34 protein-coding genes are annotated in these 21,313 nt (G+C 40.1%); all 34 read right to left on the minus strand.

All coding sequences use genetic code 11. The annotated features are described in order from the left end of the window. Positions 1-59 precede the first annotated feature (59 nt). The 34 genes from secY to CGC63_RS12860 all read right to left on the minus strand — a co-directional run bounded on the left by secY (position 60) and on the right by CGC63_RS12860 (position 21,311). Complete coding sequence (gene secY, locus CGC63_RS12695; protein ID WP_003022764.1) at positions 60-1,376, minus strand: preprotein translocase subunit SecY; 1,317 nt, start codon at positions 1,374-1,376, stop codon at positions 60-62. Further along, positions 1,376-1,816: a 50S ribosomal protein L15 gene (rplO, locus tag CGC63_RS12700; RefSeq protein WP_003022767.1), complete on the minus strand. Its 441-nt coding sequence runs from the start codon at positions 1,814-1,816 to the stop codon at positions 1,376-1,378. The genes secY and rplO overlap by 1 nt, the downstream gene beginning before the upstream one ends. A 23-nt stretch (positions 1,817-1,839) precedes the next feature. Then, positions 1,840-2,022, minus strand: coding sequence for a 50S ribosomal protein L30 (rpmD, locus tag CGC63_RS12705; protein WP_003022769.1), 183 nt, complete (start codon positions 2,020-2,022; stop codon positions 1,840-1,842). Positions 2,023-2,035: 13 nt separating this feature from the next. Then, positions 2,036-2,545, minus strand: coding sequence for a 30S ribosomal protein S5 (gene rpsE / locus CGC63_RS12710; protein ID WP_003022771.1), 510 nt, complete (start codon positions 2,543-2,545; stop codon positions 2,036-2,038). A gap of 19 nt (positions 2,546-2,564) precedes the next feature. Beyond that, positions 2,565-2,933, minus strand: a complete 369-nt coding sequence (rplR, locus tag CGC63_RS12715) for a 50S ribosomal protein L18 (protein WP_003022774.1) — start codon at positions 2,931-2,933, stop codon at positions 2,565-2,567. Between the two features lie 17 nt (positions 2,934-2,950). Then, complete coding sequence (rplF, locus tag CGC63_RS12720) at positions 2,951-3,490, minus strand: 50S ribosomal protein L6 (protein ID WP_003022777.1); 540 nt, start codon at positions 3,488-3,490, stop codon at positions 2,951-2,953. Positions 3,491-3,790: 300 nt separating this feature from the next. After that, positions 3,791-4,192 (minus strand): 30S ribosomal protein S8, encoded by a 402-nt coding sequence (gene rpsH / locus CGC63_RS12725; RefSeq protein ID WP_003022783.1) that lies wholly within the window; start codon positions 4,190-4,192, stop codon positions 3,791-3,793. A gap of 228 nt (positions 4,193-4,420) precedes the next feature. Beyond that, positions 4,421-4,606, minus strand: a complete 186-nt coding sequence (locus CGC63_RS12730; RefSeq protein WP_003022786.1) for a type Z 30S ribosomal protein S14 — start codon at positions 4,604-4,606, stop codon at positions 4,421-4,423. 22 nt (positions 4,607-4,628) lie between these two features. Beyond that, complete coding sequence (gene rplE, locus CGC63_RS12735; protein WP_009246522.1) at positions 4,629-5,168, minus strand: 50S ribosomal protein L5; 540 nt, start codon at positions 5,166-5,168, stop codon at positions 4,629-4,631. 21 nt (positions 5,169-5,189) lie between these two features. Next, positions 5,190-5,495, minus strand: coding sequence for a 50S ribosomal protein L24 (gene rplX, locus CGC63_RS12740; protein WP_003022789.1), 306 nt, complete (start codon positions 5,493-5,495; stop codon positions 5,190-5,192). Between the two features lie 12 nt (positions 5,496-5,507). Further along, on the minus strand, positions 5,508-5,876 hold the full coding sequence (gene rplN, locus CGC63_RS12745; protein WP_003022791.1) for a 50S ribosomal protein L14: 369 nt from the start codon (positions 5,874-5,876) through the stop codon (positions 5,508-5,510). Positions 5,877-5,897: 21 nt separating this feature from the next. Further along, the gene (gene rpsQ / locus CGC63_RS12750; protein ID WP_003022794.1) at positions 5,898-6,152 is read right to left on the minus strand and encodes a 30S ribosomal protein S17; all 255 of its coding nucleotides are present in this window, start codon (positions 6,150-6,152) and stop codon (positions 5,898-5,900) included. 39 nt (positions 6,153-6,191) lie between these two features. After that, positions 6,192-6,395: a 50S ribosomal protein L29 gene (gene rpmC, locus CGC63_RS12755; RefSeq protein WP_003022797.1), complete on the minus strand. Its 204-nt coding sequence runs from the start codon at positions 6,393-6,395 to the stop codon at positions 6,192-6,194. Beyond that, positions 6,385-6,822 (minus strand): 50S ribosomal protein L16, encoded by a 438-nt coding sequence (gene rplP / locus CGC63_RS12760; protein WP_003022799.1) that lies wholly within the window; start codon positions 6,820-6,822, stop codon positions 6,385-6,387. Before rplP ends, rpmC begins: the two co-directional genes overlap by 11 nt. Before the next feature lie 2 nt (positions 6,823-6,824). Beyond that, positions 6,825-7,481 (minus strand): 30S ribosomal protein S3, encoded by a 657-nt coding sequence (rpsC, locus tag CGC63_RS12765; RefSeq protein ID WP_003022802.1) that lies wholly within the window; start codon positions 7,479-7,481, stop codon positions 6,825-6,827. 11 nt (positions 7,482-7,492) lie between these two features. After that, on the minus strand, positions 7,493-7,879 hold the full coding sequence (gene rplV / locus CGC63_RS12770; protein WP_003022804.1) for a 50S ribosomal protein L22: 387 nt from the start codon (positions 7,877-7,879) through the stop codon (positions 7,493-7,495). 22 nt (positions 7,880-7,901) lie between these two features. After that, positions 7,902-8,183, minus strand: a complete 282-nt coding sequence (rpsS, locus tag CGC63_RS12775) for a 30S ribosomal protein S19 (protein WP_003022807.1) — start codon at positions 8,181-8,183, stop codon at positions 7,902-7,904. 14 nt (positions 8,184-8,197) lie between these two features. Next, positions 8,198-9,043, minus strand: coding sequence for a 50S ribosomal protein L2 (gene rplB / locus CGC63_RS12780; RefSeq protein WP_009246523.1), 846 nt, complete (start codon positions 9,041-9,043; stop codon positions 8,198-8,200). A 221-nt stretch (positions 9,044-9,264) separates the two neighbouring features. Continuing rightward, a complete protein-coding gene (rplW, locus tag CGC63_RS12785; RefSeq protein WP_003022812.1) occupies positions 9,265-9,564 on the minus strand; it encodes a 50S ribosomal protein L23 in 300 nt (99 codons plus the stop codon). Beyond that, on the minus strand, positions 9,564-10,184 hold the full coding sequence (gene rplD / locus CGC63_RS12790; RefSeq protein ID WP_003022816.1) for a 50S ribosomal protein L4: 621 nt from the start codon (positions 10,182-10,184) through the stop codon (positions 9,564-9,566). Before rplD ends, rplW begins: the two co-directional genes overlap by 1 nt. A gap of 29 nt (positions 10,185-10,213) precedes the next feature. Continuing rightward, positions 10,214-10,843, minus strand: coding sequence for a 50S ribosomal protein L3 (rplC, locus tag CGC63_RS12795; RefSeq protein ID WP_003022818.1), 630 nt, complete (start codon positions 10,841-10,843; stop codon positions 10,214-10,216). A 147-nt stretch (positions 10,844-10,990) separates the two neighbouring features. Continuing rightward, positions 10,991-11,308, minus strand: coding sequence for a 30S ribosomal protein S10 (rpsJ, locus tag CGC63_RS12800; RefSeq protein ID WP_003022820.1), 318 nt, complete (start codon positions 11,306-11,308; stop codon positions 10,991-10,993). Positions 11,309-11,688: 380 nt separating this feature from the next. After that, positions 11,689-12,885: a hypothetical protein gene (locus CGC63_RS12805; RefSeq protein WP_003022822.1), complete on the minus strand. Its 1,197-nt coding sequence runs from the start codon at positions 12,883-12,885 to the stop codon at positions 11,689-11,691. 94 nt (positions 12,886-12,979) lie between these two features. Continuing rightward, entirely contained in the window at positions 12,980-14,353 is a 1,374-nt protein-coding gene (locus CGC63_RS12810) for an aminopeptidase (protein ID WP_003022825.1), read from the minus strand. A 152-nt stretch (positions 14,354-14,505) separates the two neighbouring features. Continuing rightward, positions 14,506-14,769 carry an HPr family phosphocarrier protein gene (locus CGC63_RS12815; protein WP_003022827.1) on the minus strand — a complete coding sequence of 88 codons (264 nt, stop codon included), beginning with the start codon at positions 14,767-14,769 and terminating at the stop codon, positions 14,506-14,508. Beyond that, positions 14,766-15,725: a DNA-binding protein WhiA gene (whiA, locus tag CGC63_RS12820; protein WP_003022830.1), complete on the minus strand. Its 960-nt coding sequence runs from the start codon at positions 15,723-15,725 to the stop codon at positions 14,766-14,768. The genes CGC63_RS12815 and whiA overlap by 4 nt, the downstream gene beginning before the upstream one ends. Beyond that, on the minus strand, positions 15,704-16,594 hold the full coding sequence (rapZ, locus tag CGC63_RS12825; protein ID WP_003022831.1) for an RNase adapter RapZ: 891 nt from the start codon (positions 16,592-16,594) through the stop codon (positions 15,704-15,706). The genes whiA and rapZ overlap by 22 nt, the downstream gene beginning before the upstream one ends. 8 nt (positions 16,595-16,602) lie before the next feature. Then, a complete protein-coding gene (gene murB, locus CGC63_RS12830; RefSeq protein ID WP_003022833.1) occupies positions 16,603-17,517 on the minus strand; it encodes a UDP-N-acetylmuramate dehydrogenase in 915 nt (304 codons plus the stop codon). Positions 17,518-17,528: 11 nt separating this feature from the next. Further along, the gene (locus CGC63_RS12835) at positions 17,529-18,263 is read right to left on the minus strand and encodes a tRNA threonylcarbamoyladenosine dehydratase (RefSeq protein WP_003022835.1); all 735 of its coding nucleotides are present in this window, start codon (positions 18,261-18,263) and stop codon (positions 17,529-17,531) included. Between the two features lie 128 nt (positions 18,264-18,391). Continuing rightward, the gene (gene spoVAE / locus CGC63_RS12840) at positions 18,392-18,748 is read right to left on the minus strand and encodes a stage V sporulation protein AE (RefSeq protein WP_009246528.1); all 357 of its coding nucleotides are present in this window, start codon (positions 18,746-18,748) and stop codon (positions 18,392-18,394) included. Between the two features lie 11 nt (positions 18,749-18,759). Further along, positions 18,760-19,773, minus strand: coding sequence for a stage V sporulation protein AD (locus CGC63_RS12845; protein ID WP_003022840.1), 1,014 nt, complete (start codon positions 19,771-19,773; stop codon positions 18,760-18,762). Continuing rightward, positions 19,773-20,219 carry a SpoVA/SpoVAEb family sporulation membrane protein gene (locus CGC63_RS12850; RefSeq protein ID WP_009246529.1) on the minus strand — a complete coding sequence of 149 codons (447 nt, stop codon included), beginning with the start codon at positions 20,217-20,219 and terminating at the stop codon, positions 19,773-19,775. Before CGC63_RS12850 ends, CGC63_RS12845 begins: the two co-directional genes overlap by 1 nt. Positions 20,220-20,265: 46 nt before the next feature. Then, positions 20,266-20,679, minus strand: coding sequence for a stage V sporulation protein AB (locus CGC63_RS12855; protein ID WP_003022847.1), 414 nt, complete (start codon positions 20,677-20,679; stop codon positions 20,266-20,268). Continuing rightward, a complete protein-coding gene (locus CGC63_RS12860) occupies positions 20,679-21,311 on the minus strand; it encodes a stage V sporulation protein AA (RefSeq protein ID WP_003022850.1) in 633 nt (210 codons plus the stop codon). The genes CGC63_RS12855 and CGC63_RS12860 overlap by 1 nt, the downstream gene beginning before the upstream one ends. Positions 21,312-21,313: the final 2 nt, after the last annotated feature.

Below are 21,313 nucleotides of genomic sequence, written 5' to 3' on the forward strand. Positions count from 1 at the left end.
CCGCCGCAACAACAGAAAACTTCTGCTCTCCCTGCGACGGTCATAAAATACGATCTACTTTATTCGCTTAAAAATCCTTTGTAGTTACGAACTAACATACGGGACTCAATCTGTTTTAATGTTTCCAGCACAACACCAACCACAATGATTAAAGATGTTCCGCCAAAAGAAACATTGGCACCGAATACCCCATTAAAAAAGAATGGAATAACAGCTACAATTACCAGACCTGTTGCACCGATGAAAATCAGGTAACTTAAGATTTGCTCAAGGTATTCCTGTGTTGGTTTACCAGGTCTGATACCCGGAATAAATCCACCCTGCTTTTTCATATTATCTGCTACTTCCATAGGATTAAAAGTAATAGATGTATAGAAATAAGCAAAGAAAATAACTAACAGAATATACACTACCAAACCGATAGAGTATACTGGCTCGCTTGGATTAAACCAATTGTTGGAAGTGAGGGCTTTTAAAATATGTCCTCCAATACCATTTCCTCCTGTTTTACCTATTAAAGTCATAATAATGACTGGGAAAGACATTAAAGAGGATGCAAAGATAATAGGAATAACACCTGCTGTGTTTACTTTTAAAGGAATGGAACTTGACTGTCCTCCCATAACCTTTCTTCCCACCATCTTCTTAGAATACTGTACCGGAATTTTTCTTACACCACCATTTAAGACTAAAACCAGTACTACTACAACAAGAATTACCGCTACAATAATAAGTGCTGCTAATGCACCTTTTGCAATCGTTTTTCCTTTAACAAACTGTTCAAAAAGAGTTAGCAAATCACTTGGAATTCTGGATACGATATTAATCATCAAAATGATGGAAATACCATTTCCTACACCTTTTTCTGTGATTTGCTCTCCAATCCACATAAGCATTGCTGAACCTGCAGTCAGACAAGATACAACTACAACACCCTTTAAAAAGTTCATGTCTGGAATAAGACCTTTATTACCAAATCCGATTGTCATAGCAATAGACTGGAATAAAGCAAGTCCGATTGTCACATAACGTGTAATAGCTGTTAATTTCTTTCTGCCTTCTTCACCATCTCTTTGCATATCTTCCAGAGTCTTAAACGCAATGGTTAAAAGCTGGATGATAATGGATGATGTAATATACGGTGTAATGCTCAATGCAAAAATTGACATTTCTGTAAAGGAACCGCCGGTGAATGCGTCAAAGAAATTAAACGCATCACTGGACTGGCTCGCAAACCAATTTTTGAAATAATTACTATCTACCCCCGGTATAGGAAGCTGTGAACCGATACGCACAACCACTAACATCAGAAGCACATAGAAAAGACGACGTCTTACATCCTTAATTTTAAAGGCATTTCTAAGAGTCTTGAGCATTAGATCACCTCTACTGTTCCACCTGCGGCTTCGATTTTAGCTTTTGCTGTTTCGCTTACAGCGTTCACTTTAACATTAAGCTTCTTTGTAAGTTCGCCGTTACCCAGAAGTTTAACTCCGTCTCCTAATTTGGAGATTGCTCCAGAAGCTAATAAAGCTGCTGGTGTAACATCAGCACCGTCTTCAAATCTGTTTAAGATATCAACGTTTACTGCAATGATTTCTTTAGAATTTCTACATTTGAAGCCTCTCTTAGGAAGTCTTCTATATAAAGGCATCTGACCACCTTCAAATCCTGGTCTTTTTGCACCTGAACGTGCTTTCTGACCTTTGTGGCCCTTACCTGCAGTCTTACCATTACCTGAACCATGTCCACGACCGCGTCTGAAGTTATCGCTCTGTCTGGAACCTTCAGCTGGTTTTAAGTTTGATAAATCCATGATGGCACCTCCTTCTATATTGATTAGATTTCTTCTACTTTAACTAAGTGTCTTACCTGCTGAATCATACCGCGAACTGCAGCATTGTCAGGCATTTCAACTGTCTTGTTAAGTTTCTTTAAACCTAAAGCTTCTACTGTTTTTTTATGTTTCGGAACAGCACCGATTGTAGATTTCACCAGAGTGATTTTTAATTTATCTGCCATTTTCTAATCCTCCCTATGCAAAAATCTCATCCACAGATTTTCCACGAAGTTTTGCAACTTCTTCCGGAGTCTTTAACTGGCTTAAACCTGCGATTGTAGCCAGAACTACGTTCTGTTTGTTACGGGAACCCATACATTTTGTACGGATGTTCTTAATACCTGCAAGTTCAATAACCGCACGAGCTGGACCTCCGGCGATAACACCAGTACCTTCTGGAGCTTTCTTCAGCAGCATTTCTGCGCTTCCGAATTTTCCGATGAAGTCATGTGTAATACTTCCGTTTTCATCTCTTGCTACTGTAACTAATTTTTTCATAGCATCTTCTTTTCCTTTGCGGATTGCTTCAGGAATTTCAGTTGCTTTACCTAAACCTGCGCCAACGTGTCCGTTGCCATCACCAACAACAACTAAAGCTGTGAAACGGAAGTTACGACCACCTTTAACAACCTTTGTTACACGCTTGATTGACACTACTTTTTCTTCTAATTCAAACTGACTAGCATCAATGATAGAACGTTTCATGTGTTCATTTCCTCCCTTATTAGAATTCTAACCCAGCTTCTCTTGCTGCGTCTGCTAATGCTTTAACTTTTCCGTGGTAAATGAAGCCGCCTCTGTCGAAAACAACTTCTTTGATACCAGCTTCGATTGCTCTTTTTGCAATTACAGTTCCTAAGTATGCTGCTGCATCAACGTTATTGGTTTTTTCTAACTCAGCTTTTACTTCTTTCTGTGTTGTAGAAGCAGAAACAAGAGTTCTTCCAACTGTATCGTCAATAATTTGAGCATACATATGATTATTGCTGCGGAATACTGCTAAACGTGGTGTAGCAGATGTACCGCTAAGATGATTACGTAATCTTCTATGTTTTTTTGCGCGAACTTTCGCTCTTGATACTTTACTAACCATTTTTACACTCTCCTTACTTATTTCTTACCAGTTTTACCAACTTTACGTCTGATAACTTCATCAGCATATTTAATACCTTTACCTTTGTATGGTTCAGGTCTTCTCTTATCTCTGATTTCAGCAGCGTACTGGCCAACTTTTTCTTTGTCAATTCCGGATACAACAATTTTGTTTCCGTCTACTTTACAGTCTAATCCTTCCGGATCTTCCATTTCTACCGGATGAGAGTAACCAAGGTTTAAAACTAATTTTTTACCCTGTTTTGCCGCTCTATAACCTACACCGTTAACTTCCAGAGTTTTTTCATATCCCTGGCTAACACCGATTACCATATTCTGGATCAGTGTTCTTGTTAAACCATGTAAAGCTTTCATTTTCTTTAAATCGCTTGGTCTTGTAACAACTACATTACCATCTTCTAATTTGATTGACATTTCAACAGGTAACGCTTTTTCAAGTGTTCCTTTAGGACCTTTTACAGTCACTACGTTGTTCTCAGCAATTTTAACTTCTACACCTGCTGGAACTGATACAGGCAGTCTTCCGATACGTGACATACCAATTTCCTCCTTACTTAGATTTTCGGAAGGGCCGATTATGGTTCCCTTCTGTTTTCAGTATCTTTTTATATATGATAAAGGACAAAGTCCTATTATCCTCTCGTTTGGACATAATAAAAAACTCGCTTGGACACATTCTGACGTCTGTCAGACTCTGAAATGGGGATAGGTTCACTCCACTTCAGTGGAAACATCTCTCAACTAAGCTCAAACTACGTTTTCGCTAAGGTTCGAGATGGGCTTTCACACTAACCTCACACTTCGCCTTACGGCTCGTATTCGCTAAGTGTTCAATGCCTACCAAACAAATGCTAAAACTTCTCCACCTACATGAAGTTTTCTAGCTTCTTTGTCTGTGATAACTCCCTGGTTTGTAGAAAGGATTGCAATTCCTAATCCGCCTAATACTCTTGGAATTTCCTGGCTTCCAGCATAAATACGAAGACCCGGTTTAGAAATTCTCTTCAGACCTGTAATGATTTTTTCATTTTTGTCTGCACCGTATTTTAATGTGATGCGGATTGTTTTGAATGCTCCATCTTCAAGAACATCATATTTTGCAATGTAACCTTCTTTTAACAGAATGTCTGCAATAGCAAGTTTCATTTTAGATGCCGGAACATCTACTGTATCGTGTTTAGCAGTATTTGCGTTACGAATTCTTGTAAGCATATCTGCGATTGGATCGCTCATTGTCATGATAGTTTCCTCCTATAATTTAGACTTTTCATGTAATAATATTTTTTATTTATTTGAAATCCCCCTGTAAGTATTCTTTAGGTGTTCTCTCCAACACCTAAAGAAGGGGTATGTTCCCTCAACTAAGCTCAGACTTCGTCCTTTGGACTTGCCTCGCTAAGGTTCGGGAACGGCCTCGCACTAAATTCGTGCTGCGCCTACGGCTTGCGCTCATTAAGTGCTTTCGGCCTACCAGCTTGCTTTTTTAACTCCCGGGATCTGTCCTTTGTATGCTAATTCACGGAAGCAAACACGGCAGATACCGTATTTTCTTAAGTAAGCATGTGGACGTCCACAGATACGGCAACGGCTGTATTCTCTTGTGGAGAATTTCTGTTTGCGCTGCTGTTTAACTTTCATTGCTGTCTTAGCCATGAATTTTCCCTCCTAATTTATCTTACTTTGCAAATGGCATATTAAATAATGTCAATAATTCACGAGCTTCTTCGTCTGTTTTAGCAGTAGTTACGAAAATAATATCCATACCTCTTACTTTATCGACTTTATCGTATTCCACTTCAGGGAAAATTAACTGCTCTTTGATTCCCAGTGCGTAGTTTCCTCTGCCGTCAAAAGCATTTGGATTAACGCCGCGGAAGTCACGTACTCGAGGCAGTGCTAAGTTGATGAGACGATCAGCAAATTCATACATTTTTTCGCCTCTTAATGTTACTTTACAACCGATTGGCATACCTTCACGAATTTTGAAGTTAGCAACGGAATTTTTCGCTTTTGTTGTAACAGCTTTCTGACCTGTGATTAATTCCATATCAGCTACGGCTGCGTCTAACAATTTAGCGTTATCTTTGGCTTCACCTACACCCATGTTAACAACGATTTTGTCGAGTTTCGGCACTTCCATGATATTCTTATAACCAAACTTTTTGATCATAGCATCTACGATCTCATTTTTGTACATTTCTTTCAGTCTGCTCACTTTAAATGGCCTCCTCTCTTATTAATCGATTACTTTGCCTGTAGTTTTAGCAACACGCACTTTTTTACCATCTTCAACTTTAAAGCCTACTCTGGTAGCTTTTCCTTCATGCATAACCATTACGTTAGAGGCATCAATCCAAGCTTCTTTATTTACAATACCGCCCTGCTGATTAGCCATGGATGGTTTTGTATGTTTTGTGATCATGTTTACGCCTTCAACCAGAACAGCGCCTTTTTTCGGATTAACAGAGATTACTTTTCCTTCTTTGTCTTTATCTTTACCAGCGATAACTTTTACAGTATCACCTTTTTTAATCTTAAACATCAGGCTTACCTCCTATAATACTTCCGGAGCTAAGGAAACAATTTTCATAAACTGTTTGTCACGAAGCTCTCTGGCTACTGGTCCAAAAATACGAGTTCCTTTTGGTGTTTTATCATCTTTGATGATAACAGCAGCGTTTTCATCGAACTTAATGTAAGAACCATCTTTACGACGAACACCTTTTACACTACGAACAACAACGGCTTTCACAACATCGCCTTTTTTCACAACACCGCCTGGTGTTGCATCTTTAACAGTAGCAACGATTACATCACCGATATTAGCATATCTTCTAGTAGAACCACCCAAAACACGGATGCAGAGGATTTCTTTTGCACCTGTATTGTCAGCGACTCTAAGTCTACTTTCCTGTTGAATCATGCTTAGATTCCTCCTTACAAATTATTTTGCTCTTTCTACTACTTCAACAAGTCTCCATCTTTTATCTTTAGATAATGGTCTTGTTTCCATAACTTTTACAGTATCACCGATTTTGCATGTGTTTTCTTCATCATGCGCTTTTAATTTATATGTTCTCTTTACGATTTTTCCATAAAGAGGATGTTTAACGTGGTTTTCAATAGCTACAACAATGGTCTTGTCCATTTTGTCACTTACAACTTTACCAACACGTGTTTTTCTAAGATTTCTTTCCACGATTATGCTGCTCCTTTCTATTTATGAGGAAGTAATTCCTTATGCATTTGCTTTCTGAGCAATCAAAGTCTGGATTCTAGCGATGTTCTTACGAACTTCTTTAATTCTGCTTGTATTGTCCAGCTGATTTGTTGCATTCTGAAATCTCAAGTTAAAGAGTTCCTTTTTAGCAGCTACTAATTCTTCCTGTAATTCTGCAGCTGATTTTGTCTTTAAATCTTCTACATAATTTTTAATTTTCACTGTTATCACCGCCTTCTAAGTCTGCACGAGAAACGATTTTACATTTACATGGTAATTTGTGCATCGCAAGACGTAACGCTTCACGAGCTGTTTCTTCCGGAACACCTGCGATTTCAAACATTACTCTGCCTGGCTTTACAACTGCTACCCAGTATTCTAAGGCACCTTTACCGGAACCCATACGTGTTTCTGCTGGTTTTGCTGTTACTGGTTTATCTGGGAAAATCTTAATCCATACTTTACCGCCACGTTTGATATAACGAGTCATGGCAACACGGGCTGCTTCGATCTGATTAGAACGAATCCAGCATGGTTCAGTTGCTACTAAACCGAATTCACCGTAGTTGATTTTATTTCCTCTTAATGCTTTTCCTTTCATGGATCCGCGGAATTGTTTACGACGTTTAACTCTTTTTGGCATTAACATAATTATTTATCGCTCCCTTCCTTAGTTCCTTTTGTTGGAAGTACTTCGCCATTGTAGATCCATGCTTTTACGCCAACTTTGCCGTAAGTTGTATCTGCTTCAGCGAAACCATAGTCGATATCTGCTCTTAATGTCTGAAGTGGAATAGTACCTTCGCTGTAGAACTCTGTACGAGCCATATCAGCACCACCAAGACGTCCGGATACAGCTGTTTTGATACCTTTAGCACCAGCTTTCATTGTTCTGGACATTGTAGATTTCATAGCACGACGGAAAGAAATACGGTTTTCTAACTGTAATGCAATATTTTCAGCTACTAACTGAGCATCTTTGTCTGGTCTTTTTACTTCTTTAATATCAACAACTAATTTTTTATCTGTGAATTTCTGTAATTCAACTTTAACTTTTTCAATTTCTGCTCCGCCTTTACCAATTACAACACCTGGTTTAGCAGTGTAGATAATGATTTTCACTCTGTCAGATGCTCTTTCGATTTCAATCTTGGAAACACCTGCGCTGTATAATTTCTTTTTCAGGTATGTTCTGATGTTGTAGTCTTCTACTAAGTTATCAGCGAAATCGCCTTCAGCATACCATTTGGAATCCCAGTCTTTGATAACTCCGACTCTGAGTCCGTGTGGGTTAACTTTCTGTCCCATGATAGTCCTCCTTATCTTTCATCCAACACAACAGTGATATGGCAGTTTCTCTTTTCAATTCTGTAAGCTCTACCCTGAGCTCTTGGTTTAATTCTCTTCATTGTAGGTGCTTTGTTAGCGTAGCACTCTGCAATGTAAAGATTTTCCGGATTCATACCATTGTTATTTTCAGCGTTTGCGATTGCTGATTCTAATAATTTTTTGATTACGCTGGAAGCGTATCTTGGGTTATATGTTAAGATACCCAGTGCTGTCTGAACATCTTTACCACGAATTACATCCAGTACATAGCAAGCTTTCTGTACGGACATTCTTGCGTAGGATAATTTTGCAGACGGTCTTGTATCTTTATTAGCATTTCTTGCTCTTTTAATCTGACTTCTATGTCCTTTTGCCATGATAAAAGCCTCCTTTCAAATATTAGCGAACACCTGATTTTTTCTCGTCTTTTCCGTGTCCTCTGTATGTTCTTGTTGCTACGAACTCACCGAGTTTGTGACCAACCATATCTTCTGTTACATATACTGGCACATGTTTTCTTCCATCATGAACAGCGATTGTGTGTCCAACGAAAGAAGGGAAAATTGTGGAACGACGTGACCATGTTTTAATAACTGTCTTATCTCCAGCAGCATTCATAGCATCTACTTTTTTCAGTAAGCTTTCATCTGCGAACGGTCCTTTTTTTAATGAACGAGCCATTGTCTTACCTCCTACTATTTAGCTAATGTTTTACCATCTCGTCTTCTTACGATTAACTTGTTAGACTGTTTCTTTTTCTTTCTTGTCTTCAAGCCAAGAGCTGGTTTGCCCCATGGTGTACATGGACCTGGGCGTCCGATACCAGTCTTACCTTCACCACCACCGTGTGGATGGTCATTCGGGTTCATAACAGAACCACGAACTGTAGGTCTGATACCCATGTGACGTTTACGTCCTGCTTTACCAATGTTGATAAGGCTGTGCTCGCCATTTCCTACAACGCCGATAGAAGCGCGGCAGTTTAATGGAACCATTCTCATTTCACCAGATGGCAGACGAAGTGTTGCATATTTACCTTCTTTTGCCATTAACTGTGCTCCGTTACCAGCAGAACGAACTAACTGTCCGCCTTTTCCTGGATACAGTTCAACGTTGTGTACCATAGTACCAACTGGAATTTCAGATAATGGTAAGCAGTTACCTGTTCTAACTTCTGCGTTAGCACCATTCATAACTTTCATACCAACTTTTAATCCTTCAGGAGCTAAGATGTATGCTTTTTCACCATCAGCATAAGCGATTAAAGCGATGTTAGCTGTTCTGTTTGGATCGTATTCGATTGTTTTAACAACTGCAGGTACATCATCTTTTCTTCTCTTGAAATCGATAATTCTATATTTTCTTCTGCTTCCGCCTCCGCGGTGTCTAACTGTAATTTTACCCTGATTATTACGTCCAGCATTTTTCTTTAAGGACACTACCAGAGATTTCTCCGGTGTAGAAGTTGTGATTTCAGAGAAATCAGAACCTGTCATGTGTCTTCTGGAAGGTGTATATGGGCTATATGTTTTAATTCCCATTACTAGCTCTCCTTTCATAATCCACCAGTCTCAACTCATCCTGGTGTTTCTTTGCCGCAGCCAAATATCGGATTATTTTTTCTCGACTGCTCAGTTTCTATATTTAACGGGTTTGTTCACTCAACTAAATTCGGCTTTCGCTCACGCTCAGCCTCATTAAGGTTCGTGAACGGGGTCCGACTAAGGCTCATCTATCGCCTTCGGCTCTGTTTCGCCAAATCTTATAACCCCTCGAAGATTTCAATATCTTTGCTATCTTCTGTTAATGTAACGATAGCTTTTTTTGTTTTAGCTGTTTTACCAAAAGTCATACCGCGTCTTTTTGTTTTTCCGTCTAAGTTCATTGTGTTTACGCTTTTTACTTTTGTTCCTTCGAACATTTTTTCAACAGCTTCTTTAATCATTGTTTTGTTTGCTTCAGTGTGAACTAAGAAAGTATATTTTTTCTCGCCCATAGCAGCCATACTTTTTTCAGTTACAACTGGTTTCAGGATTACATCATAATACTTTACGTTTGCCATTATGCGTATACCTCCTCAATTGCTGCAGCAGAAGCTTTTGTTAAGATTACTGTGTTGTATTTCAGAACATCATATACATTGATTGTATTTGGTAATGCTGTAACAACATCAGGAATGTTTCTTGTAGATAATACTACGTTTGCATCATTGTCAGCTAAAACAACTAATGCTTTAGAAACATTTAAGTTATTTAAAACATTCTGCATTGCTTTTGTTTTTACTTCATCTAATTTTAATTCATCAAGAACGATAAGCTTGTTTTCCTGTACTCTGCTTGTAAGAACAGATTTTAAAGCTGCACGTCTTTCTTTTTTATTCATTTTCAGAGAATAATCTCTTGGTGTTGGTGCGAATACAACTCCACCACCAGCCCACTGCGGAGATCTTGTTGAACCCTGTCTTGCATGACCAGTTCCTTTCTGTCTCCAAGGTTTTCTTCCACCACCGGAAACTTCAGAACGTGTTTTTGCTTTCTGTGTTCCCTGACGATTATTTGCAAGCTGACGAACAACAGCTAAATGTACTAAGTGATCGTTGATTTCAACACCGAACACAGCATCGTTTAATTCCATTGTTCCAACTTCTTTGCCTTCCATATTATAAACAGATACGTTTGCCATTTTATGTGGTCCTCCTTTCCAACGAAAACTTATTTACCGCATTTAACTGTTTCTTTGATTGTAACTAAGGATTTTTTAGGTCCTGGCACTGCACCTTTAACTAACAGTAAGTTGTTTTCAGCATCAACTCTTACAACTTCTAAGTTCTGAACAGTTACTCTTACATGTCCCATGTGACCTGGCATTCTTTTTCCTTTAAATACTTTTGAAGGATCAGAACAAGCACCGTTTGAACCTGCATGACGATGATATTTAGAACCATGAGCCATAGGTCCTCTGGACTGTCCATGTCTTTTGATAGCGCCCTGGAATCCTTTACCTTTGCTTGTTGCAGTAACATCAATTTTGTCTCCTGCTGCAAAGATATCAGCTTTGATTTCCTGTCCTAATGTGTATTCGCCTTCTAATTTTAATTCTCTGACGAATCTCTTGCAGGAAACACCAGCTTTTTCAAAGTGTCCTTTCATTGGTTTGTTGACAATATTTTCTCTCTTATCGCCAAAACCAACCTGTACTGCTTCGTAACCGTCATTGTCCATTGTCTTAACCTGTGTTACTACACAAGGTCCAGCCTGCAATACAGTTACTGGAGTTAAAACTCCGTCTTCGTTGAAGATTTGAGTCATTCCGACTTTAGTAGCTAAGATTGCTTTCTTCATTCTTTTTACCTCCTGTGAATCTACAGCGGATTACACTGTGATGTGCAATCATCCTAGACAAACAGTCAACATAAGTGGATGCTTAAAGCATTGCTTCTATATCAACCTTGTAAGGATAATCTCTCTTAACCTTAAACAGAACTTTTTTTATTTCTGTTTCATTTTGATATCAATATAAACACCAGCTGGCATTTCAAGACGTGCCAGAGCATCAACAGTTTTCTGTGTAGGTGCAATGATATCAATCAGTCTTTTGTGAGTTCTCTGTTCGAACTGTTCTCTGGAGTCTTTATATTTGTGAACCGCACGTAAGATTGTTACTACTTCTTTCTTTGTAGGAAGTGGTACCGGTCCACTAACAGTTGCTCCATTCTTTTTAACAGTTTCGATAATTTTGCCTGCTGACGCATCTACTAACTGATGGTCATAAGCTTTCAAAGTGATTCTCATTACTTGACTTGCCATAAAAAAAGTCTCCTCCTTTTCGCACTTTTAATTAGTACGACAAGCGGCGACTGTACACATTCCCGTGTGTGTCATCTCAAAGCTACACACACTCCCACCCTTAGTGGTAAGTCTTTAGATGTAATACAGTGACTTGTCGTCAGTTTCCTAACTTGACATTCGCTCCGCGGAAAACCTGCCGTAAGGCAGCAACCTCACACTTCATAGCTATCATGTCACAGCAAAAGTAAGTATACTGGAAGTTTTTCCATATTGCAAGTCTTTTTTCAATTATTTTTGTATTTTCTTTGTATTTTTTTCAGTACATAAAATCCTATCCAAAATATCCTTTTCTATATAGCAGAAAACGCCATACCCTTTAAGGCATGGCGCTCTTTTCATTATAATAAGTCTGAATAATCAAGAAGGGTTACTTCGTTTTCTTCATCCTTTTTCACTTCCGGTTCTTCACCGGCTGCTGCTGCTTTTGCCAGCAGCTCGTTTAAGCTAGGTGTCTTTGGAACAGCATTTACATTTACAGGAATTTCTTCTTCCTCAGATAATTGAACTTCCGTTTCTTCTGTCGGTGTTTCTTCTATTATAATATCCTCTGCAATATCTTCCGGCATATCTGCCTCAATATTTTCAACCGCCTGTGTTTCCTCAGCCTCAGGTTCTAATTCTGTTTCTGCTGCGAATTCCTGTACCTCAGGCTCTTCTGCCGTTTCAAGCGTTCCTTCTGCTTCCTGTACTGCTTTTTCCAGCTCCTCTGCATCCGGCATAACCACCGTTGCATCCGGAACGTTCTCAGGCTCACTCACCTGCGCAATTCCCGAAGCGATAGAAGACATTGCATCCTTCATAGCCTCATCAAAGCCCTGAAGCTCCTGTTCCGGTTCGGAAGCTGCCGGTTCGGAAAATGTATTTTCCGGAACAAAAACATCATTCATATCTTCCTGTTCCTGCTCTTCCTCATCATCCTCTTCCAGTAAGCCTTTTTTCTCCAATTTACGTCTCCGCTTTTCCTCTTTTTTCAGACGACGGCGTTCCCAGTATCCCGGTTCATCCTCTTCATCCTCGTCGTCTTCTTCCTCATATTCCTCTTCATCCTCTTCTTCGTCATCATCGCCTCTGCGAAGCACCTCAGAAAGAATAAATAAAATAATCAGAAGAATAATCACTGCACCTACCACCATCAAGCCTGTTTTGCTCTGTAAAGCGATGGCTGCATATCCGATAAACGGAATTGTTATCACTGCCTTTGACACTTTATCCTGCAATGTAATGCTTTCCGCATCATTGTTTTTGTTGTATACGTCTTTCACTTTATAAGAACCTGCTGTTGTGTCCATATCCTGAATTTCGTATACATACTGAGCAGAACCTTCCATATAAAGAATTTTATCTTCTTTTTTCAGCTTTTCCGTATCTACTTGTCTGCCGTAAGCAACCGCTCCCACAGGAAGGTTGGTTTCTATATTCGAGTTATCATTTATAACAGTGTCCACACCTAACAAAGGAGGCACTAAAAGCGCTGCCGCCACGACTATGGACAGGAGAACCACCAGGTTCACAATAAATTTCAATACTTTTGACATTTGTGTACTCCTTACTTTACAGCTTCGCCGCATAGTTTCATAATATACTTTATATTAACATCTTTCAGCGAAGATGTATAGAGTCAATTTATATTTACATATCTTTCAGAAATGCACAATAACCTCTGTATGCTTCATAAATATCCACTTTACTTGCAATTTCCCATGGTGCGTGCATATTCAATACCGGCACTCCGCAGTCAATTACTTCCATATTATAGTTTGCCAGAATGTATGCGATTGTTCCGCCGCCGCCCTGGTCAACCTTTCCAAGCTCTGCTGTCTGGAATGCCACATGATTGTCATCCATAACCTTACGCAGCTTTGCTATGTATTCCGGATTTGCATCATTAGAACCGCTCTTTCCTCTGGAACCGGTATATTTATTAAAGGTAATGCCGTGACCTAAGTATGCGCTGTTTTTCTTTTCCATTACTTCCGGGAAGTTCGGGTCAAAGCCAGCGCTTACATCAGAGGACAGCATCATAGAATTTTTCAGCGCTCTTCGTAAAAGCAGCTCACTGTACTGATTTGCCGCATACATTACCTCTGCTGTGGCGTTTTCGAAGAAACGTGACTGCATACCGGTCGCTCCCACACTTCCGATTTCTTCTTTATCTACTAAAAGGCATACCGCTGTATATTTTACTTTATCCTGTGCCAGCATTGCTTCAAAGGACGGATAAGCGCAAACTCTGTCATCATGTCCGTATCCCATAATCATGCTTCTGTCAAATCCGTAGTCTCTGGCTTTTCCTGCCGGAACAACTTCAAATTCTGCGGAAAGGAAATCTTCCTCTTCCATATCATATTTTTCTTTTAAAATCTGAAGAATTTGTGCTTTTACCGGTTCTTCCTCCTCACCGGAAAGAGGAATACTTCCTACCAGTACATTGAGATTTTCCCCTTCTACCACTTCTGCCGCAGGTTTCTGAAGCTGCTTTGCAGAAAGATGGATTAATAAATCAGAAATTCCGAAAACAGGATCTGTTTCATCCTCTCCAATGACAACCTGAACCAGCTGTCCGTCTTTCTTTGCCACAACCCCGTGTAATGCCAAAGGAATTGTCACCCACTGATATTTCTTTACTCCGCCGTAGTAATGTGTATCTAAAAGAGCCAGCTCCTGATCTTCGTACAATGGATTTTGTTTTAAATCGATACGAGGAGAGTCTACATGAGCGCCTAAAATTCTCATGCCCTTTTCCATTGGTTCTTCACCGATAATGTACATTGCCAGAGTTTTATCCATATTGTTGGCATAAACCTTATCTCCTGCCTGCAATGTTTCCTTATTTGCAATGATATCATCAAGATTGCGGTAGCCTGCTGCCTTTGCCTGAGAAATCATTTCTGAAATACATTCACGCTCTGTCTTGCAGTTACTGATAAAAGCTTTATACTTTTCGTTAAACTGAAATACCTCTGTTGTATCTGTGTATTTTTTCCACGCATTTTCTGTCTTCATGTCTAAAAACCTCCTGTTCTTTCATCTTTCTCGATTTTACTACATCTTTGTTCTGATTGCAAGATGGAACGCTTTTCCGTAAAACCAAAAGAAGATGCAGCTTTATGCCGCATCTTCCCTTTTATTTTCTTTTTCGTTTCGGTATGCAGAGCTTACACTTCTTCTTTCTTGCTCAAGTATTCTTCAATACTTTTCATGGCTTCCTCTTCATCCGCGCCATCAACAGAAACTGTTACACTCTCACCAGCGTCTAATCCCAAACTCATCATGCCCATAATGCTTTTTGCATTTACTTTTCTTGCTTCGCTCTCCAAATAAATGCTGCTGGCATACTGACTTGCCACCTGTACGAGCATTGCGATTGGTCTTGCCTCAAGACCGTTTGAAATCCCGATGGTAATTGGTTTCCTAATCATACCTGTTCCTCCTTGAATCCTCTGAGCTGTTCTGCTATGCTGCAAATCTTCCTTAATCTGTGGTTAATACCTGACTTTCCTACCGGAGCAGACAGTAAACTGCCTAGTTCTTTTAAAGATGCCTGCGGATATTCCAATCTTAACAAAGCTGTTTCCTCCAGATTTTCAGGCAGTCTGTGGAGTCCCACAGTATCACGGATGTATATAATATCATCCACCTGCTTTACTGCTGCATTTACGGTTTTGTTAATATTTGCGGTTTCGCAGTTCACCTTTCTGTTTACAGTATTTCGCATCCCCTTCAAAATCCGGACATTTTCCAAATTCATCAGGGATACACCTGCTCCCATAAGACCTAAAAGTTCTACGATTTGTGCTCCTTCCTTCACGTAAACAACTTCATACTTTTTCCGCTTTACAATTTTAGCGTCAATTCCAAATGACTGTATAAGCTCCTGCATCTGTTGTGCCTTTTCCGGTGTTGTACAAACCACCTCGAAATGATAAAACTTTTCAGGGTCGCTAATAGAGCCGGCACATAAAAATGCACCTCTTAGAAATGCACGTTTACAGCAGCTCCTTTGAATGATGATGGGATTGACTAAAGCATTCGTTGTCACGGGTCTTCTGTCTGCGCTGAGCACCTTTACTGCCTGTAATATTTTAACAGTCAATTCTGTATCATCTATATCAATGGTAAATCGGTTGTTTTTCCTGACTATCTGTCTATCAGTAGAAACTTTGAGTTCCATTGTAAACGTTTTTTCCAGTAATGTAAAGACCTTTCTAAGAATACTTTCATTTTCCGAAGATATGGTAAGAATTAATTTTCCCTCCGGCGCAGGCACTATCTCTCCATGAAAAGCAATCATGGCTGCCAGTTCTGCAATACAGCAGTGCCTTGCGCTGTCCTCATAACGAAGCAATTCCTCCTTTACGCTTCCGGAGAAAGACATTTTTTCCCATCCTTTTCTATATCTCTATGTTCCACACGAATTCCGTATTCTTCATTTTCGCCTAATCTTCGGTAAAGCTCATTTGCAAGAGTTACGGAACGGTGTTTTCCGCCGGTACATCCCACGGCAATCACCAACTGTGTTTTTCCCTCTGTAATATAATTGGGAATTAAAAAACGGATTAAATCTTCCAGCTTATCAGAAAATTCATGCGCCAAATCAAAGCTCATAACATAATCGCTGACAGGGGCATTATTTCCGCTTAAGGGACGCAGCTCCTCAATATAATAAGGGTTTGGCAAAAACCTCACGTCAAATACTAAATCTGCATCCTGCGGAATACCGTACTTAAATCCAAAGGACAATACGGTAACCATCAGATTTTTAAAGCTTCCGTTTTCCACAAAAATTTTTTCAAGCTCTGCCTTCAGTTCTCTGGTTAAAAGCTTGCTGGTATCTAAAATATAATCTGCGTATTCCTTCAAAAAGCGCAGTCTTTCTCTTTCCCGATGAATTCCCTCATCTATTCTGCTTTCTGCTGCCAGAGGATGGCTTCGTCTGCTCTCTTTATAACGTCTCACCAGCACCTCATCCTCTGCATCCAAAAACAGGATTTCAATTCCAACACCTGAAAAATTGATATTTTCAAGAACTGTTTCCAGTTCATCCAATGCCTTTCCGTTACGAATATCTACGCCTACCGCAACTTTTTCGATTTCTCCCGGTCCGCCGTCTCTTAAAAGCTGCACAAATTTCTCAATCAACATAACCGGAAGATTGTCCACACAAAAGTACTCCATATCCTCCAGCATTTTCAGCGCTGTACTTTTTCCGGCGCCTGACATTCCTGTCACAATTACAAACCGCATACTTCCTCCTAAAATTCTCCCAAAAACTTCACTTCAGGCTCTAATGCAACTCCGAATTTTTCCTGTACCCTTTTTTGAACCTCTCCGATAAGTCCCAATACATCCGCAGCGGTTGCATCGCCTTTATTTACTACAAAGCCACAGTGCTTTTCTGAAATCTGTGCGCCGCCTACGGAAAATCCCCGAAGTCCCGCATCCATAATCAACTTGCCCGCAAAGTATCCCTCCGGTCTTTTAAAGGTACTGCCTGCACTTGGCATATCCAGCGGTTGTTTCGTCACACGTCTTTCCTTTAACTCATCCATTACCTTGCGAATTTCTTCTCTGTCACCTTTTCTAAGCTGTAACTCTGCGGAAATCACCACATAACCTTTTTCCTTTACCACACTGGTTCGGTATCCGAAGTTCATCTCTTCTTTGGAAAGTGTCAGTAGTTCCCCCTCCCTTGTAAGAACCGTAACCTCTCTGATAATATCCTTCATTTCACCGCCGTAAGCGCCTGCATTCATCATCACTGCTCCGCCCATGGTTCCCGGAATTCCGGAGGCAAACTCCATCCCTGTCAGGCTTTCCTCCAAAGCCTCTGCGGCAACCTTTGACAGAAGCGCACCGGCTTTTACCGTAATGGTATTGTCTTCTGTTTCAATATCACTGAAGTTTTTCCAAAGCTGAATAACTACGCCTCGATATCCCTTATCACTTACCAAAAGGTTGCTTCCGTTTCCCAAAATAAAGAATTCCAGCTTATTTTCTCTGCATATCTGAAGAATTTTCTGCAGTTCCTCTGTGCTGTGAGGACAAAGATAATAATCTGCCGGTCCTCCAATACGAAAAGTTGTATGCTTTTTCATTGGTTCATGCAGTCTCACATTGTCGCTGCCCAAAGTCATGCAAAACATATTCTCAATGCTGTTATTTTCCATTCTAATACCTCTTATCCCTTTTTACCCTTTCCAAAAACCAAATCCTTAATAACCTCTCCGGCTATCATAAGCCCTGCCACTCCCGGCACAAAAGAAACACTTGCCGGAGCAGGCCGTTTGCTTGCGCTTCTAAGCTCCACCGGCTCACTTTTCTTTTCCTTACGTACTGTTTCTGTCGAAAACAAAACCTTGACCTTCTTAATCTTTCTCTTTTTCAGCTCTGTACGCATCACCTTTGCAAGGGGGCACACACTGGTTTTTGATATATCTGCAATTTGAAAACAGGACGGATTTAATTTATTTCCCGTACCCATGCAGGAAATTATCGGTACATTTGCTTCCTTTGCTTTCTCTATCAGAAGCAGCTTTGCAGACACCGTGTCCACAGCGTCTACAATGTAATCATATCCTGAAAAATCAAACAGCTGCGCAGTATCTGCATTAAAAAAGGTATCGTAGGTATGTACCACCGCATCCTGATTAATATCCATAATTCGCTCTTTTGCTACGGAAACCTTTTTTCTGCCCATAGTGGAGCGCAAAGCCACCAGCTGTCTGTTGAGATTTGTCAGGCTCACTTCATCGTGGTCTACTAAAGTCAGATTGCCTATCCCTGACCTTGCCAATGCTTCCACCACATAAGAGCCTACCCCTCCAATTCCAAAAACTGCAACTTTGGAATTTGCAAGTATCTGAAGTCCTTCTTTTCCTAATAGTTCTTCTGAACGTGAGAATGCTTGCAGCATTTTCCGTTTCCTCCTGTTACTACATTTTTTATTAGTTACTTCTCAAAGTGCTGTTTTGGGATGCGAATATCCACCCGTATCCCACATAAGCACTAACATTATACTATTGATTAGCGAAAAAGTATAGCTTAGTTTTTCATCTTTGGCTTAAAAATCAGACTTGCCGCATAGGAAAAAATCAGCGCTGCGGAAATTCCCACCGCACTGGCAGTAAAACCACCCATAAAAATCCCTAAAAATCCATGCTCTGAAATTGCCTTTTTTACTCCTTGGAACAAGGTATTCCCAAATCCCAATAAGGGAACGCTTGCTCCTGCCCCTGCAAAGTCAATTAATTTATCATAAATACCAAAGCTTCCCAATACCGCTCCTGTGCACACCAGCAAAACCATTACCCTTCCGGGCAACAGCTTTGTCTTCTCTAATAATATCTGCACCAGTGCACAAATCAATCCCCCTACCCAAAACGCATTGATGTATTCCATAATTTTTTCTCCTAACAATGTTCAATGACTACTGCCTGAGCAATGCCCGGCACACTTTTTCCTTCATTAAAGCTGACCTTTGAAAGCAGCGCTCCCGTAGGCACAAACAGGATACGTTTCCACTCTCCCTTTTCTATTTTAGGAAGAATATAAGAAACGAAAGTAACCGCAGCACAGCCGCAGCCGCTTCCTCCTGCATGGGTATCCTGCGTATTTGAATCAAAAATTTCTATGCCGCAATCCATGTGCTGTTTTTCAATATCAAAACCTTTTTCTTTCATTAAGTCAAAAAGAATTCTCTGTCCCACTTCTCCTAAATCACCGGTGATAATTCTGTCATAGTCTTCCGGCAGACGATTGAAATCCATAAGATTTTGGTAAATGGTATCGCAGGCAGCAGGCGCCATGCAAGCCCCCATATTTAAGGAGTCCTTAAAGCCGTAGTCCACAATTTTTCCTGTTGTAATTCCTGCAATTCTGGCTTTTCCGCCTTTCGTTCCCAAAATACATGCGCCGCTGCCTGTCACTGTCCATGTAGCTGATAAAGGTCTCTGATTTCCGTATCCTAAAGGAAATCGAAATTCTTTTTCCGCACTGCCAAAATGGCTGGACGTCACGGCTGCAACATAAGGCGCATACCCTCCTGAAACAGCCATCGCCGAAAGAGAAAGGGCTTCCCCCATTGTGGAGCACGCTCCGTAAAGTCCGTATATAGGAGTATCAAAGCCCATAATTCCAAAGGAAGACGCTATTGTCTGAGCCAGCAAATCCCCTGCATAAATCATACGAAGCTGCCACTTTTCAATACCGGCTTTTTCAATCGCCATAGATACTGCTTCCTTTTGCAGATTACTTTCCGCTTCTTCCCACGAAGTACATCCAAATAGTCCCTCTTCCTCTCCAATTTTATCAAAATATTTGCCAAGAGGACCGTCTCCCTCTTTTTTCCCTACAATAGCTGCCCCGCTTAATATATGGGCAGCCTGCTGAAACTGTATACTCTGCTTTCCTACAATCTGTTCCATTACACAATCCCCCATATATGCAAAAAGTAATAAATCAATCCTAACAGGGAAGATGTTAAAACTCCGTATAAAATAACAGGTCCGGCTATAATAAAGATTTTACATCCAATTCCGAAAACCTGTCCCTCCTTCTGATATTCAATAGCAGGCGCCGCCACAGAATTGGCAAAACCCGTAATCGGAACTAAAGTCCCTGCACCGCCCCATTTCGCCAGTTTCGGATAAATATTAAATCCTGTAAGAACTACACTGAACAAAATTAAAAGCAAGGAAGTCCAACTGCCGCTGATTTCTTTATCCAGCCCCATATTCTCACAGATATTTAAAATCACTTGTCCAATAGTACAAATTGCTCCACCACTTACAAAAGCTCCCAGCATATTTAAAAATAAATTATGCGTTGGCGTCTTTTCCTTGACATATTTTTCATATTGCTTTGCGTCCATTACCATTCACCACCTTTATTCTTATTGTGTGAAGTATGTTCCAATCTTATGCAATAAAAAATTGGAAAAGACTTCCTAGTGTTTTCCCTACTGCAATACAAATTACAATCCATCCAATCCCCTTCTTCAGTCCCAAACGCCTTGCCATCACGGCAAACACATTTACCACTTCTACAAGGGCAATAATCCAGCCCCCTAAAAACATCCCAAAGAAAAACCCTGTAACACCTGCAAAAATTTTTCCAAAAGGAACAGACAGATGATAAATATAAATCAGATTTCCCAAAAAGCTTCCAAGCATCAGACAATTTTCGTATAGAAAAATGTGGTTCGCCGTATGAGTAATCCCTGCAAAGCGTGGAATAATTCCCAGTTCTATAATAAACGCTGCCAGAGCCACCGCTACTACTGCACCGCCGCAAAGCCCTGCAATACCTGCCAGAATTTCCCCCTGCCACATTAAGCATTTTCCCCCTTCTGTGTTTTCTTGCTGCGATTTTTATCTGCAATAAGCGTTTTATTTACGTCATCCTCATAAAGCCGCATCTGTACTTCCACCGGAGTCGGGTCCTGCGTAAGCTTGCCTTTCCCAAAATGGTTAAAGAAAAAAACAACACCAATTCCAATTCCCACCGAATAAGTAAATTCCAAAATCGTAGGACCTGTGGCTATTTCACCTGTAAACTGCGTATAGATTTTAGAAAATAAATTGGCAGTATCCACATCTGTGTTAAAGGTCATAATAGAAAAAGCACCTCCAAAAAAAGTCAGCACACAGACCAATAATGTCTTTAACCAGCTATACCATTTTTGTTGATGCTTTGCTTTCTCGTAAGTAACAACAAGATTTGCCTCACCAATATGGGTAATGTCTACATTAGGTTCCTCTTTTGCTATTGCATGAACTAAATCCACCGCAGAAACCACATACCTTCCCGGTTCCCCATTTGGAATAGAAAAAACCTTTCTTACTTTATTTCTATTTAACACTTTACTGTCCTTACATGTAAGTTTCGCCACATCCTGTAAATATATTTCAGGACTTTGTACTTCTACATTTTTCTCTGTCTGTATATACAAAATTTCACTCATCT

This window comes from Blautia hansenii DSM 20583 (assembly GCF_002222595.2).
GTDB lineage: Bacteria > Bacillota > Clostridia > Lachnospirales > Lachnospiraceae > Blautia > Blautia hansenii.

Excerpts from the sequence above, each read along its gene's own strand:
- secY (WP_003022764.1), bottom strand. The coding sequence starts at position 1,376 with ATGCTCAAGACTCTTAGAAATGCCTTTAAAATTAAGGATGTAAGACGT.
- rplO (WP_003022767.1), bottom strand. The coding sequence starts at position 1,816 with ATGGATTTATCAAACTTAAAACCAGCTGAAGGTTCCAGACAGAGCGAT.
- rpmD (WP_003022769.1), bottom strand. The coding sequence starts at position 2,022 with ATGGCAGATAAATTAAAAATCACTCTGGTGAAATCTACAATCGGTGCT.
- rpsE (WP_003022771.1), bottom strand. The coding sequence starts at position 2,545 with ATGAAACGTTCTATCATTGATGCTAGTCAGTTTGAATTAGAAGAAAAA.
- rplR (WP_003022774.1), bottom strand. The coding sequence starts at position 2,933 with ATGGTTAGTAAAGTATCAAGAGCGAAAGTTCGCGCAAAAAAACATAGA.
- rplF (WP_003022777.1), bottom strand. The coding sequence starts at position 3,490 with ATGTCACGTATCGGAAGACTGCCTGTATCAGTTCCAGCAGGTGTAGAA.
- rpsH (WP_003022783.1), bottom strand. The coding sequence starts at position 4,192 with ATGACAATGAGCGATCCAATCGCAGATATGCTTACAAGAATTCGTAAC.
- CGC63_RS12730 (WP_003022786.1), bottom strand. The coding sequence starts at position 4,606 with ATGGCTAAGACAGCAATGAAAGTTAAACAGCAGCGCAAACAGAAATTC.
- rplX (WP_003022789.1), bottom strand. The coding sequence starts at position 5,495 with ATGTTTAAGATTAAAAAAGGTGATACTGTAAAAGTTATCGCTGGTAAA.
- rplN (WP_003022791.1), bottom strand. The coding sequence starts at position 5,876 with ATGATTCAACAGGAAAGTAGACTTAGAGTCGCTGACAATACAGGTGCA.
- rplP (WP_003022799.1), bottom strand. The coding sequence starts at position 6,822 with ATGTTAATGCCAAAAAGAGTTAAACGTCGTAAACAATTCCGCGGATCC.
- rpsC (WP_003022802.1), bottom strand. The coding sequence starts at position 7,481 with ATGGGACAGAAAGTTAACCCACACGGACTCAGAGTCGGAGTTATCAAA.
- rplV (WP_003022804.1), bottom strand. The coding sequence starts at position 7,879 with ATGGCAAAAGGACATAGAAGTCAGATTAAAAGAGCAAGAAATGCTAAT.
- rpsS (WP_003022807.1), bottom strand. The coding sequence starts at position 8,183 with ATGGCTCGTTCATTAAAAAAAGGACCGTTCGCAGATGAAAGCTTACTG.
- rplB (WP_009246523.1), bottom strand. The coding sequence starts at position 9,043 with ATGGGAATTAAAACATATAGCCCATATACACCTTCCAGAAGACACATG.
- rplW (WP_003022812.1), bottom strand. The coding sequence starts at position 9,564 with ATGGCAAACGTAAAGTATTATGATGTAATCCTGAAACCAGTTGTAACT.
- rplD (WP_003022816.1), bottom strand. The coding sequence starts at position 10,184 with ATGGCAAACGTATCTGTTTATAATATGGAAGGCAAAGAAGTTGGAACA.
- rplC (WP_003022818.1), bottom strand. The coding sequence starts at position 10,843 with ATGAAGAAAGCAATCTTAGCTACTAAAGTCGGAATGACTCAAATCTTC.
- rpsJ (WP_003022820.1), bottom strand. The coding sequence starts at position 11,308 with ATGGCAAGTCAAGTAATGAGAATCACTTTGAAAGCTTATGACCATCAG.
- CGC63_RS12805 (WP_003022822.1), bottom strand. The coding sequence starts at position 12,885 with ATGTCAAAAGTATTGAAATTTATTGTGAACCTGGTGGTTCTCCTGTCC.
- CGC63_RS12810 (WP_003022825.1), bottom strand. The coding sequence starts at position 14,353 with ATGAAGACAGAAAATGCGTGGAAAAAATACACAGATACAACAGAGGTA.
- CGC63_RS12815 (WP_003022827.1), bottom strand. The coding sequence starts at position 14,769 with ATGATTAGGAAACCAATTACCATCGGGATTTCAAACGGTCTTGAGGCA.
- whiA (WP_003022830.1), bottom strand. The coding sequence starts at position 15,725 with ATGTCTTTCTCCGGAAGCGTAAAGGAGGAATTGCTTCGTTATGAGGAC.
- rapZ (WP_003022831.1), bottom strand. The coding sequence starts at position 16,594 with ATGCGGTTTGTAATTGTGACAGGAATGTCAGGCGCCGGAAAAAGTACA.
- murB (WP_003022833.1), bottom strand. The coding sequence starts at position 17,517 with ATGGAAAATAACAGCATTGAGAATATGTTTTGCATGACTTTGGGCAGC.
- CGC63_RS12835 (WP_003022835.1), bottom strand. The coding sequence starts at position 18,263 with ATGCTGCAAGCATTCTCACGTTCAGAAGAACTATTAGGAAAAGAAGGA.
- spoVAE (WP_009246528.1), bottom strand. The coding sequence starts at position 18,748 with ATGGAATACATCAATGCGTTTTGGGTAGGGGGATTGATTTGTGCACTG.
- CGC63_RS12845 (WP_003022840.1), bottom strand. The coding sequence starts at position 19,773 with ATGGAACAGATTGTAGGAAAGCAGAGTATACAGTTTCAGCAGGCTGCC.
- CGC63_RS12850 (WP_009246529.1), bottom strand. The coding sequence starts at position 20,219 with ATGGACGCAAAGCAATATGAAAAATATGTCAAGGAAAAGACGCCAACG.
- CGC63_RS12855 (WP_003022847.1), bottom strand. The coding sequence starts at position 20,679 with ATGTGGCAGGGGGAAATTCTGGCAGGTATTGCAGGGCTTTGCGGCGGT.
- CGC63_RS12860 (WP_003022850.1), bottom strand. The coding sequence starts at position 21,311 with ATGAGTGAAATTTTGTATATACAGACAGAGAAAAATGTAGAAGTACAA.